Annotated in this window: 16 protein-coding genes; 8 read left to right on the forward strand and 8 right to left on the reverse strand. The window is 59.6% G+C overall.

Annotation, left to right across the window (positions count from 1 at the left end; genetic code table 11):
• Positions 1 to 164: 164 nt before the first annotated feature.
• Positions 165 to 1,187 carry a protease SohB gene (gene sohB / locus ACI2KB_RS05785; RefSeq protein ID WP_404632312.1) on the reverse strand — a complete coding sequence of 341 codons (1,023 nt, stop codon included), beginning with the start codon at positions 1,185 to 1,187 and terminating at the stop codon, positions 165 to 167.
• A 218-nt stretch (positions 1,188 to 1,405) separates the two neighbouring features.
• Here sohB and ACI2KB_RS05790 point away from each other — a divergent pair, with 218 nt between their 5' ends.
• The 6 genes from ACI2KB_RS05790 to ACI2KB_RS05815 all read left to right on the forward strand — a co-directional run bounded on the left by ACI2KB_RS05790 (position 1,406) and on the right by ACI2KB_RS05815 (position 6,864).
• A complete protein-coding gene (locus ACI2KB_RS05790; protein WP_404632314.1) occupies positions 1,406 to 2,116 on the forward strand; it encodes a histidine phosphatase family protein in 711 nt (236 codons plus the stop codon).
• A gap of 58 nt (positions 2,117 to 2,174) precedes the next feature.
• The gene (locus tag ACI2KB_RS05795; RefSeq protein ID WP_404632316.1) at positions 2,175 to 2,489 is read left to right on the forward strand and encodes an SCP2 sterol-binding domain-containing protein; all 315 of its coding nucleotides are present in this window, start codon (positions 2,175 to 2,177) and stop codon (positions 2,487 to 2,489) included.
• Between the two features lie 201 nt (positions 2,490 to 2,690).
• Positions 2,691 to 3,758 (forward strand): phosphotransferase family protein, encoded by a 1,068-nt coding sequence (locus ACI2KB_RS05800; protein WP_404632318.1) that lies wholly within the window; start codon positions 2,691 to 2,693, stop codon positions 3,756 to 3,758.
• A gap of 44 nt (positions 3,759 to 3,802) precedes the next feature.
• Entirely contained in the window at positions 3,803 to 4,570 is a 768-nt protein-coding gene (locus ACI2KB_RS05805) for an SDR family oxidoreductase (RefSeq protein ID WP_404632320.1), read from the forward strand.
• A 226-nt stretch (positions 4,571 to 4,796) separates the two neighbouring features.
• Positions 4,797 to 5,936 carry a Gfo/Idh/MocA family protein gene (locus tag ACI2KB_RS05810; RefSeq protein WP_404632322.1) on the forward strand — a complete coding sequence of 380 codons (1,140 nt, stop codon included), beginning with the start codon at positions 4,797 to 4,799 and terminating at the stop codon, positions 5,934 to 5,936.
• Between the two features lie 154 nt (positions 5,937 to 6,090).
• Positions 6,091 to 6,864: a TSUP family transporter gene (locus ACI2KB_RS05815; protein ID WP_404632324.1), complete on the forward strand. Its 774-nt coding sequence runs from the start codon at positions 6,091 to 6,093 to the stop codon at positions 6,862 to 6,864.
• On the opposite strand, the gene nudC is transcribed toward ACI2KB_RS05815, so the two are convergent.
• Positions 6,826 to 7,674, reverse strand: coding sequence for an NAD(+) diphosphatase (nudC, locus tag ACI2KB_RS05820; protein ID WP_404632326.1), 849 nt, complete (start codon positions 7,672 to 7,674; stop codon positions 6,826 to 6,828). The genes ACI2KB_RS05815 and nudC overlap by 39 nt on opposite strands.
• Before the next feature lie 90 nt (positions 7,675 to 7,764).
• Positions 7,765 to 8,577 (reverse strand): crotonase/enoyl-CoA hydratase family protein, encoded by an 813-nt coding sequence (locus ACI2KB_RS05825; RefSeq protein ID WP_404632328.1) that lies wholly within the window; start codon positions 8,575 to 8,577, stop codon positions 7,765 to 7,767.
• 251 nt (positions 8,578 to 8,828) lie between these two features.
• Here ACI2KB_RS05825 and ACI2KB_RS05830 point away from each other — a divergent pair, with 251 nt between their 5' ends.
• Both ACI2KB_RS05830 and ACI2KB_RS05835 read left to right on the forward strand, forming a co-directional pair.
• On the forward strand, positions 8,829 to 10,313 hold the full coding sequence (locus tag ACI2KB_RS05830; RefSeq protein ID WP_404632330.1) for an ATPase domain-containing protein: 1,485 nt from the start codon (positions 8,829 to 8,831) through the stop codon (positions 10,311 to 10,313).
• A complete protein-coding gene (locus tag ACI2KB_RS05835; protein WP_404632332.1) occupies positions 10,310 to 12,340 on the forward strand; it encodes a response regulator in 2,031 nt (676 codons plus the stop codon). The genes ACI2KB_RS05830 and ACI2KB_RS05835 overlap by 4 nt, the downstream gene beginning before the upstream one ends.
• 148 nt (positions 12,341 to 12,488) lie before the next feature.
• On the opposite strand, the gene ACI2KB_RS05840 is transcribed toward ACI2KB_RS05835, so the two are convergent.
• The 5 genes from ACI2KB_RS05840 to ACI2KB_RS05860 form a co-directional block, all read right to left on the reverse strand.
• Entirely contained in the window at positions 12,489 to 12,866 is a 378-nt protein-coding gene (locus ACI2KB_RS05840) for a response regulator (RefSeq protein ID WP_404632334.1), read from the reverse strand.
• A 165-nt stretch (positions 12,867 to 13,031) separates the two neighbouring features.
• On the reverse strand, positions 13,032 to 14,213 hold the full coding sequence (locus ACI2KB_RS05845) for an ATP-binding protein (RefSeq protein ID WP_404632336.1): 1,182 nt from the start codon (positions 14,211 to 14,213) through the stop codon (positions 13,032 to 13,034).
• Positions 14,207 to 14,824, reverse strand: coding sequence for a chemotaxis protein CheB (locus ACI2KB_RS05850; RefSeq protein WP_404632338.1), 618 nt, complete (start codon positions 14,822 to 14,824; stop codon positions 14,207 to 14,209). The genes ACI2KB_RS05845 and ACI2KB_RS05850 overlap by 7 nt, the downstream gene beginning before the upstream one ends.
• On the reverse strand, positions 14,821 to 15,642 hold the full coding sequence (locus ACI2KB_RS05855) for a CheR family methyltransferase (protein ID WP_404632340.1): 822 nt from the start codon (positions 15,640 to 15,642) through the stop codon (positions 14,821 to 14,823). The genes ACI2KB_RS05850 and ACI2KB_RS05855 overlap by 4 nt, the downstream gene beginning before the upstream one ends.
• 48 nt (positions 15,643 to 15,690) lie before the next feature.
• Complete coding sequence (locus tag ACI2KB_RS05860) at positions 15,691 to 19,194, reverse strand: response regulator (protein WP_404632342.1); 3,504 nt, start codon at positions 19,192 to 19,194, stop codon at positions 15,691 to 15,693.
• Positions 19,195 to 19,391 lie beyond the last annotated feature (197 nt).

The following is a 19,391-nucleotide window of genomic DNA, read 5'->3' on the forward strand; positions in this document are numbered from 1 at the left end:
AGCCGGGGCTTTTTGTTTGGGGTTATAAATGCATTTTTGCCATGGAACAGCAACTGTGGGAGCCGGCTTGCTGGCGAACGCGGCAGTTCAGTCACCAAATAGGTGTCTGGTCGAACGCCTTCGCCAGCAAGCCGGCTCCCACAGAGCACATTAGCGCAGGCGAATTACCAAAACCGCTGCTGCATCAACCGGTTCCACCAGCCTGTCACCAAGCGATCCACCGAACCGCTGGCCGCCAGCCCTACGCGCTCTTGCAGGCTCTTGCGCTCGGCGTAGTGCAAGTGGAAAACATCAGCGGTCCTGGCCTTGTCGGCCAGGTATTCGTCGCTGGTCTTCAACTCATCCACCAGCAGTTTGTCCTTGGCCGCCATGCCCAGCCAAACCTCGCCGGTCGCCACTTCATCGATCTGCAATTGCGGTCGGTAGCTGGCGACGAAGTTCTTGAACAACTCATGAGTGATGTCCAGATCCTGCTGGAATTTCTCACGACCCTTCTCAGTGTTCTCACCGAACACCGTCAAAGTGCGCTTGTATTCCCCCGCCGTCAGCACTTCAAAATCGATGTCGTGCTTTTTCAGCAAGCGGTTGACGTTGGGCAGTTGCGCCACCACGCCAATCGACCCCAGCACGGCGAACGGTGCGCTGATGATGCGATTGCCGATACACGCCATCATGTACCCGCCGCTGGCAGCCACCTTGTCGATGCAGATGGTCAGCGGAATGCCCGCCTGACGAATCCGCGCCAATTGCGAGGAGGCCAGACCGTAGCTGTGGACCATGCCGCCGCCGCTTTCCAGACGCAGCACCACTTCATCCTTGTCGGTCGCCAGTGTCAGCAACGCAGTGATTTCATGGCGCATGCTTTCAGTGGCCGAAGCCTTGATGTCACCATCGAAATCCAGCACGTAAACCCGTGGCTTGATCTCAGCCTGCTTCTTGTCTTTCTTCAACTCCTTGGCCTGGGACTTGCGTAGCGCCTTGAGCTTTGCCTTGTCCAGCAGCGAGCCTTCCAGACGGTCGCGCAGGCCTTTGTAGAAGTCATTGAGTTTGGTCACGTGCAACTGGCCACCGCCGCCCCGGCGTCCACGGCCGCGCAGCGACGCGATCATGACCAGTACCACGATGATCGCGATGACCACCGTGACGGTTTTTGCCAGGAAACTGGCGTAATCGAACATAAACTCCACAGAGGCTCCTTACCTACATGTGAGGGCCTCACTCAAAGGCCCGATACAGAATCGCGATTGAACCCAGCATACCGTTGCACCCCGCGTGGGGCCAGCGATGGGACCGTCAAAGATCATGACAAATGACCAATTCAAACAAGCGTATGTTTTTTCGTTGACAGACCCGGCGCCCGCCCCCTAACCTCCCAACACTTTCAACGTACCGGGACGACGCGGACGTGGGCAGCATCTACCTCATACGACATGGCCAGGCCTCCTTTGGTGCGGACGATTACGACGTGCTGTCGCCCACCGGCTATCGCCAGGCTGAAGTGCTCGGTGCGCATTTGGCGCAACTGGGCCTGACGTTTGATCGCTGCATCTCGGGCAGCCTGTTTCGCCAGCGCCACACCGCCGAAACGGCGATGGCGCAACTCAACGCCGCAGGCCAGAACGTTCCCGCGCTGGAAACCGACCCGGCGTTCAACGAATTCGATGCCGAAGCGGTGATCCGCGCCCTGCTCCCGGCCATGCTGCCGGATGAGCCCGAGGCGCTGGAGATCATGCGCAATGCTGCCCACAATCGCGCCGAGTTTCAGCGTCTGTTCGCACTGATCATCAGCCGCTGGCTGGGCGGCGAGCACGATACCCCGGCCTTGCAAAGCTGGCTGGCCTTCATCGAACAGGCCCGATCCGGCCTCGACGCCATTCTCGATCAGGCAGGCCCCAGCGATCGTATCGCCGTGTTCACCTCCGGCGGCACCATCACCGCCCTGCTTCACTTGATCACGCAAATTCCTGCGCCTCAGGCGTTCGAACTCAACTGGCAAATCGTCAACACCTCGCTCAACCACCTGAAATTCAGGGGACGCGAGGTGTCATTGGCTTCCTTCAACAGCCACGCGCACCTGCAACTGTTGAAGGCGCCGGAGCTCATCACTTACCGCTGAGCCCGGCCAAATGCACCGTAAAAGGTGCCTGCAAATCACTTAATAAAAGGATGACACCATGACCTCCGTAGCCGACGCCGTACAAGCGATGAAAGCCAAGTTCGACCCAAGCGCCGCTGCAGGCCTGGACCTGGTTTTCGGTTTTCGCATCGACGAAGAAAAGCACTTTTCGCTGATCGTCAAAGACAAGACCTGCGAGCTGCAGGAAGGCGAAAACTCTGACGCACAAGTGACCCTGGTCATGGACAGCGAAACCCTGAAAGGCATCGTCAGCGGCGAGACCGACGGCATGCAGGCTTTCATGCAAGGCAAGCTGCGCGCTGAAGGCGACATGATGCTGGCGATGAAGCTGAGCGAGCTGTTTCCGTCGTAATGCCTGCGTGAAACGCAAAAAACCGAAGCTCACCGGCTTCGGTTTTTTTTGCTCTATGGTTTCTGAACACTGCGGATCAAAGCGGCTGATCGACCTGTAACACGCTCGCCAATAACGCCCGTCGTCGCTTGTTCGGCCTCTCGTGCGCGCATTAGATTAGTCAACGATCCTGATCCTCCAAAATAAACAACAGGGATAAACATGGCGCTCACCGACCAGTCCACCCAGGTTCGATCCGGCGAAGAACTCGACGCCGCGTTGATCGACCCGTATCTCAAAGCCCAGATTCCGGGCCTGAGCGGCACCGCGCAGATCAGCCAGTTTCCCGGAGGCGCCTCCAATCTCACCTACCTGCTCAAATACCCCGAACAGGAATTCGTGCTGCGCCGCCCACCCTTCGGCCACAAGGCCAAAAGCGCTCATGACATGGGCCGCGAATTCCGCATCCTCAACCAACTCAAAGACGCCTTCCCCTACTGCCCCAGAGCCTACGTGCACTGCACCGACGAATCGGTGATCGGCGCCGAGTTCTATGTCATGGAACGGGTCAAGGGCATCATCCTGCGCGCCGAACTGCCTGCCGAACTGGGCTTCGATGCCGCGCAGACCGAAGCCCTCTGCAAGAGCTTCATCGACAAGTTGGTGGACCTGCATCAGGTCGATTACACCGCCTGCGGTCTGGGTGATCTGGGTAAACCGCAGGGCTACGTCGAACGGCAGATTCGCGGCTGGACCGAACGCTACGATAAAGCCCGCACCCCGGACGCACCAAGCTGGGAAAAGGTCGCGCGCTGGCTCAACGACAAGCAACCTGCCGATCATCCGACCTCAAGCCTGGTGCACAACGACTACCGCTTCGACAACGTGATCCTCGATCCCGACAACCCGATGCAAATCATCGGCGTGCTGGATTGGGAACTGACCACCCTGGGCAATCCGCTGATGGACCTGGGCAATAGCCTGGCGTACTGGATTCAGGCCGATGACCCCGCCCCCGTGCAACTGATGCGCCGCCAGCCCAGCCACGCACCCGGCATGCTGACCCGCGATCAGTTCGTGGCCTATTACGCCGAACGCTCAGGGATTCGCATCGATAACTTCGATTTCTATTACACCTACGGGCTGTTCCGTCTGGCCGGCATCGTCCAGCAGATCTACTACCGGTTCTTCCACGGCCAGACCCAGGACAAGCGCTTCGCCCAGTTCATCCACATGAACAAGCTGCTGGAGCACATGGCGCTGCAAGTGATTGACCGCTCCACTCTCTAAGCGCTTTTTACCGATCACGATTGCGACAGGATAAGGAAAACAACATGTCCAAAACCCAACTGTTCGACCTCGACGGCAAGATCGCCTTCGTCTCTGGCGCCAGCCGTGGCATTGGTGAAGCGATCGCCAGGCTGCTGGCCCAGCAAGGCGCTCACGTCATCGTCTCCAGCCGCAAACTGGACGGGTGCCAGCAGGTGGCCGACGCGATCATCGCCGACGGCGGCAAAGCCACGGCCATCGCCTGCCACATTGGCGAGATGGAACAGATCAGCAGCGTGTTCGCGCGAATTCGCGAAACGTTCGGCCGCCTCGACATTCTGGTCAACAATGCCGCCACCAATCCGCAGTTCTGCAACGTACTGGACACCGACCTCGGCGCCTTCCAGAAAACCGTTGATGTAAACATTCGCGGATACTTTTTCATGTCCGTGGAAGCGGGCAAGCTGATGCGCGAGCACGGTGGCGGCAGCATCATCAACGTGGCGTCAATCAATGGCGTTTCGCCGGGTGTGTTCCAAGGTATCTACTCGGTGACCAAAGCGGCAGTGATCAACATGACCAAGGTCTTCGCCAAGGAGTGCGCGCAATTCGGCATTCGCTGCAACGCCCTGCTGCCGGGCCTGACCGACACCAAATTCGCCTCAGCGCTGGTCAGCAACGACGCCATTCTCAAGACCGCTTTGGCGCAGATCCCCCTCAAGCGCGTAGCAGCACCGAGTGAAATGGCGGGCACCGTACTGTATCTGGCCAGCGACGCGTCGAGCTACACCACGGGCGTGGCGCTGAATGTGGATGGCGGGTTCTTGTCCTAAAGCCACACACAAACTCTGTGGGAGCCGGCTTGCTGGCGAAGGCGGCGTATCTGCGACGGGTAAGTGCCTGACACACCGCTTTCGCCAGCAAGTCGGCTCCCAGAGTTTTTGTGCAGGCTTTAATCCTGAGGCGAATCTGAGGTTCATTTGATGGAATAAAGATTCCATCCCCGCCCCTCCGCGAATACATTTTGCGCACAACAACAATCCTTCAAGGACGTTTGTCATGCGCGAGTCTTCTCTTCCGGATCTGGGTATCGGGCTGATCGGCACCGGTTTCATGGGCCGTGCCCACACCTTGGCGTTCCACAACGCCCGCACCACCTTCGAGCTGCCAGTCAACCTCAAGCTCGCTGCGCTGGCCGACGCCGACGCCGCCCGTGCCGAACAGTGCGCGCGGTCGTGGGGTTTCGATAGCAGCCACGCCGACTGGCAACAGTTGATCAACGATCCGGCGGTCAATCTGGTGGCGATCACCACGCCCAATCACCTGCATTTCCCCATGGCCATGGCCGCTCTTGAGGCCGGCAAAGCGGTGTATTGCGAGAAGCCGCTGGCGGTCAGCCTTGAACAAGCCCGCGAGATGCACAGCGCCGCAAAAAAAGCCGGGGTCGTGACCCGTGTGGGTTACAACTACCAGCACAACCCCATTCTGGGCCTGGCCCGGCAGATGATTCAAAGCGGCGAGCTGGGGCAGATCGTCAGCTTCCAGGGCGAATTCAGCGAGGACTTCATGGGCGATGCGCAGTCGCCGTGGTCGTGGCGCTGCGAACAGGCCCATGCCGGTGGCGCGCTGGCGGATCTGGGCAGTCACCTGCTGGCCATGGCGCGTTATCTGCTGGGCGATATCGAAGCAGTCTGCGCGGATTCGCAGACCGTTCACGGCCAGCGCCCTGCGAGCAAAGGCAGCCCGGAGAACCGCCAGATCGCCATCGACGACCAGACCTACGCCCTGCTGCGCTTCGCCAACGGCGCACGCGGCACGTTTGGCACCAGTTGGCTCAAGCATGGCTACAAGAACCACCTGAGTTTCGAGATCAGCGGCACAAAAGGCACGCTGTCGTTCGATCAGGAACGCCTCAATGAATTACGTCTGTATCGTCCGGGCGTGCCGGGGCAAGATGGCTTCCAGCGCATTCTGGCCGGACCGACCCAGCCCGGTTACGCGGCGTTTTGCCCGGCACCGGGTCATCAATTGGGCTACAACGAACTGAAGACGCTGGAAGTTCATGCGCTGATTCAAGCGCTGTGCGGCAAAGGCAATGAAGGGCCGGATTTTGCCGAAGCGCTGGAAGTGGAGCGCTTGGCGACCGCAATTCGAAGGGCAGCGAAGGAAATGCGCTGGGTGAACGTCGCGGAGATTTGAACGCGCTCTTATTCAGCCTACGGCCTGCCGGCCAGAAGCAAGTCGCTACGCGTCGATGTTCGGGGCAGAATCAAAAGCCAAACACAGGGCTTACAGGTAGAATGCCGCGCTTCCGGGCAGCCATTCTGCCCAACTGCCCAGTAAGCCCTGACCCATGCCCTTCGAACTCTCCGTAGACCCCACCACATTGGTGGTGCTAGCCCTTGTCGCCTTCGTGGCCGGTTTCATCGATGCCATCGCCGGTGGTGGTGGATTGCTCACCACTCCCGCGCTGCTGACCGCCGGGCTGCCGCCGCATCTGGTGTTGGGCACCAACAAACTCAGCTCGACCTTCGGCTCGGCCACCGCCAGTTTCACCTTTTACCGTCGCAAGCTGTTTCACCCGAAACAGTGGACTCGCGCGATCATTGGCACGTTCGTCGGCGCATTGATCGGCGCCATCGTCGCGCACTACCTGCCTGCCGAGCTGCTGAACCAGATGCTGCCGGTGATCGTCTTCGGTTGTGGCCTGTACCTGCTGTTCGGCGGCACACCCAAAGCACCACTGGACAGTGACGCACCGATCAAAACCAGGTGGCAGGCGCCACAAGGCTTCGGTCTGGGCTTTTACGACGGAGTGGCCGGCCCCGGCACTGGCGCGTTCTGGACCGTCAGCACGCTGCTGATTTACCCGGTGGATCTGGTCAAGGCCAGCGGCGTGGCGCGCAGCATGAACTTCGTCAGCAACGCGGCGGCACTGACCGTCTTCGCGATCAATGGCACCGTGGATTGGGCGATTGGCCTGTCGATGGGTTCGGCCTTGATGGTGGGCGCGTTTCTGGGCGCCCGGACGGCGATTCAGGGCGGCGCGAAGTTCATCCGCCCTGTGTTCATTACCGTGGTGCTGGGACTAACTGTCCGCCTGGCCTGGCAGCACTGGTTCAACTAAGCCCAGGCGCTGGGCCAGATACAGATCGATGAGATAGCGCGCGATGGAACGGCTGGCCGGTAGCGGCGGCATCGCGTGAACGCTGAACCATTGCGCGTCTTCGATCTCATCGGCCTGGGGCACGATCTCGCCGCTGTCGTATTCGGCGTGAAAGCCCAGCATCATCGAGTGCGGGAACGGCCAGCACTGGCTGCCCTTGTACTGGATGTTCTTGACCTTGATCTGCACCTCTTCCATCACCTCGCGGCGCACGCAGTCTTCAGCGGACTCCCCCGGCTCGGCAAACCCGGCCAGCGTGCTGTAGACCCCGGTGACGAAGCGCGGAGAGCGCGCCAACAGGACTTCGTCGCCCCGGGTGATCAGCACGATCATGCTCGGCGAAATGCGCGGGTAAGCGCGCAGGTCGCAATCCTTGCAATACATCGCGCGCTCGCGGGGAACCTGCTCATTGCGCTGCCCGCAATTGCCACAAAAGCGATGCTCTTTGGCCCAGGTGCTGATCTGCGCCGCATAACCCAGCACCTGAAACAGATCGGCATCATCGCCCAGCATGAACTGGCGCAACGTCTGCCAGCGAGTGCCTTCCAACTCCACCGCGTGCTTGAGGACGTACACGTAAACCGGCTCGCCATCGAAATGACCGATGCCGTGTTCGCTGATCAGCGGCAGTTCCTGGCGCTTGAGCCATTCGCGGGGGAACATGGCCCCGTTGTCATCCAGCAGAAAACCCTGATCGCTGTGGACCACGGCCCATCCGCCGACGTCCTGGGGATCGAGCACAGCGGTGGTCCAACGCCTGGGGCGCGTCATGAAAGTTCTCCTCTGTTGAGCGACCCGCGCCGCCCAGCGCCCGGATTCAGGCTTTGGAGACAACAGGTGGCAGGCTGTTCGGTTTCACGGTCAGTTGTCGAAGACCGGCTTCTGCTTGCCCATGTGAGCAACCATTGCCAGTTTCAGATCCGCCGATTGCAACATGGCAGCGTTCCATGTGGCAACGTATTCAAGCCCGTCATCGACGCTGTGATCGCGCATATAGGCGATCATGCGCTTGCTGCCGCTGATGGCAATCGGGGACTTCTCAGCGATCTCCCGCGCAATGGCGAAAACCCCTTCCAGCAATTGCCCGGCACCCGGGAAGGTGCGATTGACCAGGCCGATGCGCAGCGCTTCGTCGGCCTTGACGGTGCGCCCGGTGTAGGCCAGTTCGCGCATCATTCCGTCGCCGATCAAGCGCGGCAGGCGCTGCAAGGTGCCCACGTCGGCGGCCATGCCCATGTCGATTTCCTTGATGGAAAACAGCGCATCGTCTGCGGCGTAGCGCATGTCGCAGGCGCTGATCAGGTCGATGGCACCCCCGATGCAATAGCCTTGAACCGCTGCCAGCACCGGCTTGCTGCACCGGTCCACGACACTGAACGAGGCCTGCATCTGCAGGATCTTGCGGCGCAGCAGCCGCGCGTTGCGCCCCACATCCTTGCCCAGTTCGTTGGCCACCGAGGCCAGCAGCATCAGGTCGATGCCCGAGGAGAAATGCTTGCCCGCGCCACTGAGCACCACCACACGCACCTCGTCGGTCTCTTCGATCCACTGGAAAATGTCGATGATCTCGCTCCAGAACGCCGCATTCATGGCGTTGATCTTCTCCGGGCGATTGATTTGCACATGGGCGATGTGGTCGGTCAGCTCGACCTTGAAGGCGCTGTAGTCGGACACGGCGATGATCCTTGTATGACCTGGGTGGGTGAAGTCCTCGAGGCCGGACTATACCAAGGGGCAGGTATCGAAACAGGCCACGGTTGCGCCATTTGCCGGACCACAGATCGTTTGAAAAAAGGAACGCTTGCACGCGACAACGGTCCAGAGCAATGGCAGCATGAGGTCAACTATATCCTGTGACCCTGCCCGTCCAGCCATCAGTGGCAGACGGCGCCAGACTCTTCCTTTACGTCACAAGAGGGCGATCCTTGACGACATCGAAAGCGGCAACCGGCATTACCGGCCTGGATGACATTCTCTCGGGTGGCCTCTCGCGAGGTCATGTCTTCCTGCTGGAAGGCGAACCGGGCACGGGCAAGACCACCGTGGCCCTGCATTTTTTGCTGGCAGGAGCAGCCGTCCATGAACGCTGCTTGTACATCACGCTGTCCGAATCCGAACGCGAACTGCGCGACGGCGCCCTGTCCCACGGCTGGGAGCTGGGTGAACAGATCGAGGTCTCCGAACTGACGCCACCTGAAGACTTGCTCGACACCGAGCATCAGCAAAGCCTGCTGTATTCGTCAGATCTGGAGCTGGGCGAAGCCACCCGGCAGATATTCGAGGTCGTGGAACGGGTCAAACCGACTCGGGTAGTGATCGACAGCCTGTCCGAAATTCGCCTGCTGGCGCAAAGTTCGCTGCGTTACCGCCGACAGATTCTGGCGATCAAACACTACTTCGCACGCTACGACGCAACAGTGATCCTGTTGGATGACCTGACGGCAGAGCAGCAGGACAAAACCGTGCACAGCGTCGCTCACGGCGTGATCCGCCTTGAAGAACTGACCCCCACGTACGGTACTGAGCGTCGGCGCCTGCGGGTGGTCAAGTACCGAGGCCAAAAATACCGTGGCGGTTATCACGATTTCACGATCGTGACCGACGGCGTACAGGTGTTCCCGCGCCTGATAGCCGCTGAGCATCGAACCGCTTACGACAGCCGACAGATCAGCAGCAACATTCCCGAGCTGGATTCGCTGCTCGGCGGTGGTATCGACAGCGGTTCGAGCACACTGATTCTGGGCCCTGCCGGCACCGGCAAGTCGTTGCTGGCACTGGTGTTCGCAGCCGCAGCAGCGAGCCGGGGCGAAAAGGTTGGGCTGTTCATCTTCGATGAAGAAAAAGGTCTGCTGATTGCCCGAATTAAGAAACTGGGCATCGATCTGGAAGTTCTTCAGCAGAGCGGCCATTTGCTGATCGAACAAGTGGACGCGGCCGAACTGTCCCCCGGCGAGTTTTCTCATATGGTGCGCAAGTGCGTCGACGAACAGCAGATCAGCACCGTGATCATTGACAGCCTCAACGGCTATAAGGCGGCGATGCCGGAAGAAAATGCGCTGGTGCTGCACATCCACGAATTGCTGCTGTACTTGAACCGGCGCGGCGCCTCGACGTTCATGACCGTGGCCCAGCATGGCCTGGTCGGCGACATGCAAGCGCCAGTCGACATTACCTATCTGGCCGACACCGTGATCCTGTTGCGTTATTTCGAGGCCCTAGGCAAAGTTCGCCGAGCGATTTCCATTATCAAAAAACGGACCGGAATTCACGAATCCACCATTCGCGAATACCGGATCAGCGGTGCCGGACTGAAGATCGGCGTACCGCTGGAAGCGTTTCAAGGCGTGCTGCGCGGCGTGCCCGATTACGCAGGCGAAGGTAACCCCCTGCTTAGGGATGAGGACGAGTGAGTACACCGGGACAACTGTCGGAACGCGCAATCATTCTGGCGCCCCATGGACGGGACAGCCAGATCGCCTTGAGAATCCTGCAGGAAGCAGGTTTCCCGGCACTCATTACCCATGATCTTGCAGGTCTGTGCCGGGAACTCATTTCCGGTGCCGGGTTGGCGATCATCGCCGATGAAGCCTTGCGCGGCGTGGACATCAACCCGTTGATGAGCCTGCTGAGCAATCAGGCCGCCTGGTCGGATCTGCCCATCGTGCTGTTGACTCACCATGGCGGCCCGGAACAGAACCCCTCTGCCCGTCTGGGCAAACTGCTGGGCAATGTCACCTTCCTTGAACGCCCTTTTCACCCAGTGACGCTGGTCAGTCTGGTGACCACCGCTGTGCGCAGTCGTCGCCGTCAATACGAAGCGCGCAGTCGCATGGAAGACCTGGCTGAAGGTGAACAGCGCCTGCAACACGCGCTCAAGGCGGGACGTCTGGGCCCTTGGCAACTGGAGGCCGAGTATCTGGAACTGGACTGCTCGGCCATCAGCCGCGCCCACTTCGGACGCGACGAGCACGCGCCTTTTACCTATCACGACTGGCTGGACGCGGTGTATTCCGAAGACCAGCCCCGCATGCAATCGGCGTTGCAACACAGCCTCGACACTGGCAGCGACTTCGTCATCGAGTTTCGCAACGTCTGGGGCGATGGCTCGCTGCACTGGGTCGACGTTCGCGCTCGGGCCATTCGTGCACGCAATGGCCGGGTCAGCCTGCTGGCTGGCGTCACGTCGGACATCACCGAACGCAAACTGGCGGAAACCCAGTTGCGGCGTCTCAACGAAACGTTGGAGCAGCAGGTCGAAGAGCGCACCTCTCAGTTGCGCCACAACGAAGAAGTGCTGCGCCAATCGCAGAAAATGGAAGCGGTGGGCCAACTCACCGGCGGCATTGCCCACGACTTCAACAACATGCTCACCGGCATCATCGGCAGCCTGGAACTGCTGCGACGGCGCATCGCCAAGGGGCGCACTGACGACCTCGACGGCCTGATCGATCTGGGCGTGACCTCGGCCAATCGGGCAGCTGCGCTCACCCACCGGCTGCTGGCGTTTTCCCGTCGCCAGTCACTGGATTCAAAGCCGGTGGAGATGAACGGACTGGTCATTTCCATGGGTGAGTTGCTGCACCGCAGCGTCAACGAAAGCGTGAGTCTGGACATGTGCCTGGCACCCGACCTGTGGACCGCTGAAGCCGATCCCAACCAACTGGAAAGCGCGCTGCTCAATCTGGTGCTCAACGCCCGTGACGCCATGCCCGGCGGCGGCATGCTGATGATCGAGACCTTCAATCGCAAGCTCGACCCAGCCTTCACCAACGCTTACGAGAACCTGTTGCCCGGCGATTACGTGGTGCTCAGCGTGACGGACACTGGATCCGGCATGCCGGAAAACGTCGTCAGCCGGGCATTCGATCCGTTCTTCACCACCAAGCCGATTGGCCAAGGCACGGGTCTTGGCCTGTCGATGATCTACGGCTTCGCCAAGCAATCTCGCGGCCACGTGGCCATCGAAAGCCAGGTGGGCCATGGCACCACTGTTCAGTTGTTCTTGCCACGCTTCAACGGTGACAAAGAAAACGAAGCCACGACACTCGATGCGCAGGCGCTGGAAGCCCGGGAAGGCGAGACGATTCTGATCGTCGAGGACGACCCCGCCGTGCGCGCGCTGGTCAGTCAAGTGCTCAGCGAATTGGGTTACGACTACCTTGAGGCGGGAGATGCGCTGGCCGCTGTGCCGATTCTGGAATCGGGGCAGCGGATTGACCTGATGATCAGTGATGTCGGCCTGCCAGGCATGAATGGTCGGCAACTGGCCGATATCGGTCGGCAGTTGCGACCGGCGCTGAAAGTGCTGTTCATCACCGGTTATGCGGAGAATGCCGGGACCCATGCAGGGTTTCTGGACGACGGTATGCAGATGATCAGCAAGCCGTTCGCGTTCGAGCAGTTGACCATCAAAGTGCGGGAAATGATCGAGGGCTGACCCAGCCCCAGCACTTGATCCTGATCTTTTTACGCGATCGCCCGGATACCGCCGAACGCGACTTGCGCTCAGTCTGCGCCCACGTCGCGTTGGGCGGTGTTTGGGCTTCCTGAGTGCGTGTGTGAGAAACCGAAGCTCAATCGTCCCATCAGTTCAATAAACGCTGAATCTGCGACTGCAAACTGTCCATGGTGAACGGTTTGGCCAGAATCGGCGCCTTGCGGGCAATCGGGCTGCCGGATTCGACGATTTCCGCCGGATAGCCACTGATGAAAATCACCTTGAGCTCCGGTCGCAGCTTCACCGCGGGTTCAGCGATCATCACCCCGGACACACCGCCCGGCAGACGGTAATCGGTGATCATCAGGTCCAGGTGAGGTTTGGTGGCAAGGATTTCGAATGCCTGCTCGCCGTTTTCCGCCTGCAAAACCCGATACCCCTCCCCCGACAGATAGTCGGACAGCAGCATCAGGATCAGCGGCTCGTCTTCGACAATCAATACGACATTTTCTGCATCAGAGCTCATGGGAACGCCTTCAATCTTTTAAATAGCTGCCATTACGACCATGGCCCGCTCTGGAGGTTGCGCAGAAAAATCAGATATTTAGCTGGACGGTCACGGGCTGTGCGACAGCAGCGTCAACCCCTCGGTCGACGCCGCTCTGGCCCGCCCATGACGGGCCATTGCGCCTTAAAGCGGCAAACTGACGCGGAACAGCGAACCGCAGCCCTCTTCGCTCTCGACGCTGATGGCGCCACCGTGGGCGGCGACGATCTGGTCAGAGATGAACAGACCCAAACCCAGCCCTGACACCGCATGGCTGGCCGACACCCGCTCGAACTGTTGGAAGATCCGTTTCTGGTTTTCGGCACTGATACCGATGCCCTGATCCTTGACTTCGACCCGCGCCTCACTGCCAGCGCTGTATACCCGCACTTCAATGGGCTTGTGGGCGCCATAACGCAAGGCGTTGGTCAGCAGGTTCGCCACCACTTGCTCGATGCGGAACTCGTCCCAGATACCAATCACCGGCTCACTGGCATGAAGGGTCACGACGCTTTCGGCAGCGGCAATCTGCGCGGCGTAGCTCTCCACCAGATTGACCACCAGTTCCGACAGGTCGAATGCGCTGGTGCGGATCGACAGTTTGCCGGTGCGAATGCGCGACACGTCGAGCATGTCCTCGATCAACCGAATCAGGCTTTGAATCTGGCGCTCATCGCGCTCGACCATGGCCTTGAGCTTGTCCATGGTGAAGGCCGACGCGTTGTCTTTGGCCAGGTGCAGTTTGCGCAACTGGGTTTCCAGAATCAGCCCGTTGAGGGGCGTGCGCACTTCGTGAGAGACGATGGACATGAAGTCATCGCGCATCCGGATCGCATGCTCAAGCTCGTTCTGGGTCGAGGTCAGTTCACGCAGCAGCGCTTCCTGTTCCTGACGACTGCGCTCCAGCTCCTCGACCTGCTCCTTCATCGCCTTGCGCTGACGAAACAGGTCGACAAACACGTTGACCTTGCTCTTCACCGCATGGATGTCCAGCGGCTTGTGCAGAAAGTCCACGGCCCCGCTTTCATAGCCCTTGAATGCGTAATTCAGCTCGCGCCCGGCCGCGCTGACGAACACGATGGGAATGCTTTTGGTCTTTTCGGTGCCTCGCATCATCTCGGCCAGTTCGAAGCCGTCCATGCCGGGCATCTGCACATCGAGAATGGCCATGGCGAACTCATGCTCCAGCAACAGCGACAGCGCTTCATCGGCCGAGGTGGCCTTGAACACCTGACGGTCTTCACGCTTGATCAGCGCTTCGAGGGCCAGCAGGTTTTCCGGCAAATCGTCGACGATCAACAACTTGGCAATGATTTCACTCAGCATGCAATTCGTTCCAGCTCAACGAGCAACAGGCCAATATCGGCCAAAGGCAGGAGAAAGTCCGGTGTGTGCAGAGCCAGCGCCGCGTCGGGCATGGCACGGGCCAATGCCTGCGCCGGGTCCTGGACCACGGTAAGACCACCGGACTCACTGATTCGTGCCATTCCTTCGGCACCATCATTGTTGGCCCCGGTCAGCAAGACCCCGGCGAGCCTGTTTTCATAGGCATCGGCAGCCGATTCAAAGAGGATGTCGACGCTGGGACGGGAGTGATAAACGCGCTCTTCCTGGCTGAAGGAAAACGTCAGATCGTTCTCCACCGACAGGTGATAGCCGGGGGCGGCGAAGTACAACGTGCCGGGCACGATGGGCTCCTTGTCGTCCGCCTCCTTGACCGGCATCGCCAGGTGTGAGCTGAACACCTCGGCCAACAGGCTGCGACGTTCGTCGGGCAGGTGCAGGACCACGATGATCGGCAAGCGAAAACCTTTGCGCAGCGGCCGGAAAATCTTCAGCAGCGCCTCGACCCCGCCCGCCGACGCACCGACGACGATGGCATCGACCTTCGGCAATGCGAGGAGATCCGAAGCCGTGCCAGGAAAGGTGGTTCTCATGATTTGCGATAGATCCGCTCTTGTTTGACCAAGGGCTCGAACTGATCCTTGTAACCGGAAAACTCCAGGGTTTCCTTGCTGCCCAGCACCAGAAAACCGCGATGACACAGGGACTCATGGAACAACCCGAATGCCCGGTCCTGCAACTTCTTGTTGAAGTAGATGAGCACATTGCGACAAGAGATCAGGTGCGTCTCGGAAAACACGCTGTCAGTGGCCAGGCTATGGTCGGCGAAGGTGACGTTTTCCCGCAGCGTCTTGTCGAAGATCGCGTAGTCATAGGCGGCCGTGTAGTAGTCCGACAGCAGCCGTTTGCCGCCCGCCTTGAGGTAATTGTCGTGGTACTTCTGCACATGCTCCATGGAAAAGATGCCCTGCTTGGCCTTCTCCAGAGAATCGGGGTTAATGTCGGTGGCATAAATGATGGTGCGATCGAGCAACCCCTCCTCACGCAGCATGATGGCCGTCGAATAGACCTCTTCACCCGTGCTGCATCCGGCAATCCAGATTTTCAGCGAGGGGTAGGTCTTGAGGATCGGCACCACTTCCTGACGCACCGCCAGGCAATGCGAGGGGTCGCGAAACATCTCGCTGACCGGCACCGTCAGGAACTGCAGCAATTGCATGAATGCCGAAGGGTCGTGCAGCACCCGCTCCTGCAAGGCGGAGATGGTTTTCAACTCGAACTGGCGCAATGCATGAGCGACGCGTCGTTTCACCGACGCGCCGGAATAATCACGAAAGTCATAGCTGTATTTCAGGTAAATCGCTTCGATCAACAGACGCAGCTCGATCTCGACGTTTCGCTCATGGGCCATCGGTAAAACCTGGTCTTTCTACGGGCGTGGTCAATTGATCCGCTCCATTCAGATACGTTCCATTTTTGGCAGCCACACGCGAATCAGCGAGAACAACCGGTCCAGATCGATCGGCTTGGCCAGGTAATCGTTGGAACCGGCCTGCAGGCAGCGCTCCTGATCGTCCTTCATGGCCTTCGCCGTCACGGCAATGATCGGCAGCTTGCGCCAGCGCGGGTCCTTGCGGATCTGGGTGGTGGCTTCGTAGCCGTCCATTTCCGGCATCATCACGTCCATCAGCACCAGATCGATGTCCTCGACCGTATTCAACTTGTCGATGGCTTCCAGACCGTTACGCCCCACTTCGACGATGGCGCCTTTGTGCTCCAGTGCGCTGGTCAAGGCGAAGATGTTGCGCACGTCGTCGTCCACCACCAGGATCTTGCGGCCTTCGAACACCCGATCGCGACTGCGAGCGGTCTTGAGCATTTTCTGGCGCTCGTTGGACAGTTGCGACTCGACCTTGTGCAAGAACAGGGTGACCTCATCCAGCAGCCTCTCAGGTGAGCGCGCCCCCTTGATGATGATGGTGCGCGAGTACTTGAGCAGCTCGGCTTCTTCCTCCCGGGTGAGGTTGCGCCCGGTGTAGACGATGACTGGCGGGAACGCACAGATTTCGTCGATGGACATGCGCTTGAGCAGTTCATTGCCCAGCATGTCCGGCAGTTTCAGGTCGATGATCATGCAGTCGTAGGCGTTGTCGCGCAGCAACTCCAGCGCGTCCTGAGCAAAACCGACGGCGGTGATTTCGATGTCGTCGTCGCCGATCAGGCGGGCAATGCTGTCGCGCTGCAAAGCGTCGTCTTCCACCAGCAACACGCGTTTCACTTTCTGCGTGAGCTTGGCTTCGAGACGGGCAAACACGTCCTTGAGTTCTTCACGGGTGGTTGGCTTGACGGCATAACCGATGGCGCCCATCTGCAAGGCCGCTTCCTGACGGTCTTCGACAGAAATGACATGGACCGGAATGTGCCGGGTCGATGGCATTTCCTTCAAACGCTGGAGCACGGTCAGGCCGGAATGATCGGGCAGGCGCATGTCCAGCAGGATCGCGTCCGGCAGGAAACTGGACGCCAGATCGAAACCTTCGTCAGCCGCGTGAGCCACCAGGCAGTGGTAGCCCAGCTCGTGCGCCAGGTCGTAGAGGATGTGGGCGAAGCGCACCTCGTCCTCAATCACCAGAATGCAGCGCTTGCTGAACGGCACTTTTTCCCGATCATCGGAAAAACGCGGCACGGTTTCGCTGGCAGGCACCGGCACGGGCACCGCCGCCACCGGAACAGCCAGTGGCGTGGTGATCGGCGCAGCCACTGTCGCTACGGGAGAGGATTCGATGAATTGCGGTTGTTCAACGTAGTTCTCCGGCAACACCAGCGTAAAGATGCTGCCCTGCCCCAGCGCACTGGTCACCGAAATCGATCCGCCCAGCAGTCGCGCCAGATCGCGGGAAATCGATAACCCCAGACCGGTGCCGCCGTAACGGCGTGCAGTGGTGCCATCGGCCTGATGGAACGCCTCGAAAATACTTTCCTGTTGATCTTCGGCAATGCCAATGCCCGAGTCGCGCACGGCAAACACGATGCCTTCGCCCGGCTGGCGCGACACTGTCAGGCTGACCGCACCGCTCTCTGTGAACTTCACGGCGTTGGACAGCAGGTTCTTCAGCACCTGTTCCAGGCGCTGGCGGTCGGTGTACAGCGAGACCGGCGTGCCAGGCTGGATTTCCACGGAGAACTGCAACTTTTTGTCCGCTGCCAGCGGCTCGAACATCATGCGCAAGTTATCGACCAGACGGCTGACGCTGCTGTTTTCCGGGCGCACTTCCAGCTTGCCCGCTTCGACCTTGGCAATGTCGAGGATGTCGTTGATCAGGTTCAGCAGGTCGTTGCCTGCCGAATAGATCGACTCGGCGAATGTCACCTGCTCGTCGGTGAGGTTGTCGTGGGGGTTTTCCGCCAGCAGCTTGGCCAGAATCAGCGAGCTGTTCAGCGGCGTGCGCAGCTCATGGGACATGTTGGCGAGGAACTCGGACTTGTATTTGCTCGACCGCTGCAACGCTTCGGCGCGGGCCTCCAGTTCGACCTGCGCGATATTCAGCTCTTCGTTGTTGCGGTCCAGCGCATCCCGTTGTTCGGCCAGCGCCTTGCTCTGCTCCGACAACTGCACGTTGGTCTGCTCAAGCTCAGTCTGCTGGGTTTCCAGATGGGCCTGGGATTCCTTGAGAATGCGTGACTGCTCTTCCAGCTCTTCGTTGGCGGTGCGCAGTTCTTCCTGCTGCACTTGCAGCTCTTCGTTGAGCTGTTGGGTTTCGGCCAGCACTTCCTGAAGCCGCTGACGATAGCGCGCGGCGTCGATGGAGATACCGACATTCGTGGCCACCAGTTCGAGGAACTCTCGGTCGCGCGGCGTCAGTTCACGCAGAAAACCCAGTTCGATCACACCATTGACCTGATCATCGTTGGTGGTCGGCACCACGATCACGCTGCGTGGAGAGCCGTCGCCCAGACCCGAGCTGACCTTGAAGTATTCCTGCGGTACGTCTTGCAGCAGGATGACTTCGCTCTGCTCGGCGGCCTTGCCGACCACGCCTTCGCCGCTGAAGATCGACTGTTCCTGCAACTCTTGCTGCCGCGAGAAACCGTAGGAGGCCACCCGCACCAGCCCGCCATGCTCCTGACGCACGTACACGGCGGCGACCACGCTGCCCAGATACTGGGCAAAGAATTGCAGCACATTGCGGCCCAGCAGGTTCAACGTCAGTTGGCCGATGACCTGTTCGGCCAGCGCACTCTGGCCGTTACGCAGCCAGGCGACATGGGCCAGACGCTCGGCGTCTTCCTGTTGCGCCTTGATGTTCGCCGCGTAAGTGTTGGACAAGGTGGTCATATCGCGGCGGCCGACCCAGGCCAGGATGCCGCTGACGATCACGATAAAGGCAATGTACAACGACACCGAGAGCAGCGTGGTGTGGGTGACGTCGGCGTTGCGGGTCAGGCGCAACTGGTGTTCGATGTTCGCCGCCTGATCGTACTGATCACGGATTTCATCAGCCAGGCGCTTGCCCTGGCGATTCAGGATGGGCGTCGCGTAATCGCCGTTGTTACGGCGCAGCGTGATCATGTTCTGCGCGAATTCGTTCCACGATTCCTGCATCGCGGCCAGGCGTCTAAAGCGGTCAACCTGATCCGGGTTGTCAGCGACCAGTTCCTCCAGGCCCTTCAACTCGGAAATGATGCTCGGCTTGGCCACTTCATACGGATCAAGGAAGCGCTCGTCCCCGGTCAGCAAGAAACCGCGCATGCCGGTTTCCATGTCCACCGACAGTTTCAACGAGCGGTTGATGTTGTTGATGACCCGGTCGGTGTGCTCCACCCACTGGATGACCGACAACAGATACGTGATCAGGATCACGAAAAACGCAGCGCTCAAAACTCCCACTGCCAAGGGCAGGCTCACGTTGCGGGTCAATAATTTGCGAAAACGTTGCTCATCGACGGCAGAGGTTTGGATCATCGCAAGTGCTCGGGCAAATTCGGCTAAACCACGGAGTTTGCCGCATTTTTTGGCAAAAAACTCCGACTTATAGGACACAACGCTGAATTTTCAGGTTTAAGTTATAGGCTAAAAACGCGCGTACTATACGATTGAGTGATTCCTTTACGCCATCTAACTCAATTGAATTGTGTTTTTGACGTCTGGAACTTGTCACA

It is taken from the genome of Pseudomonas sp. NPDC088444 (genome assembly GCF_044900175.1).
Taxonomy (GTDB): domain Bacteria; phylum Pseudomonadota; class Gammaproteobacteria; order Pseudomonadales; family Pseudomonadaceae; genus Aquipseudomonas.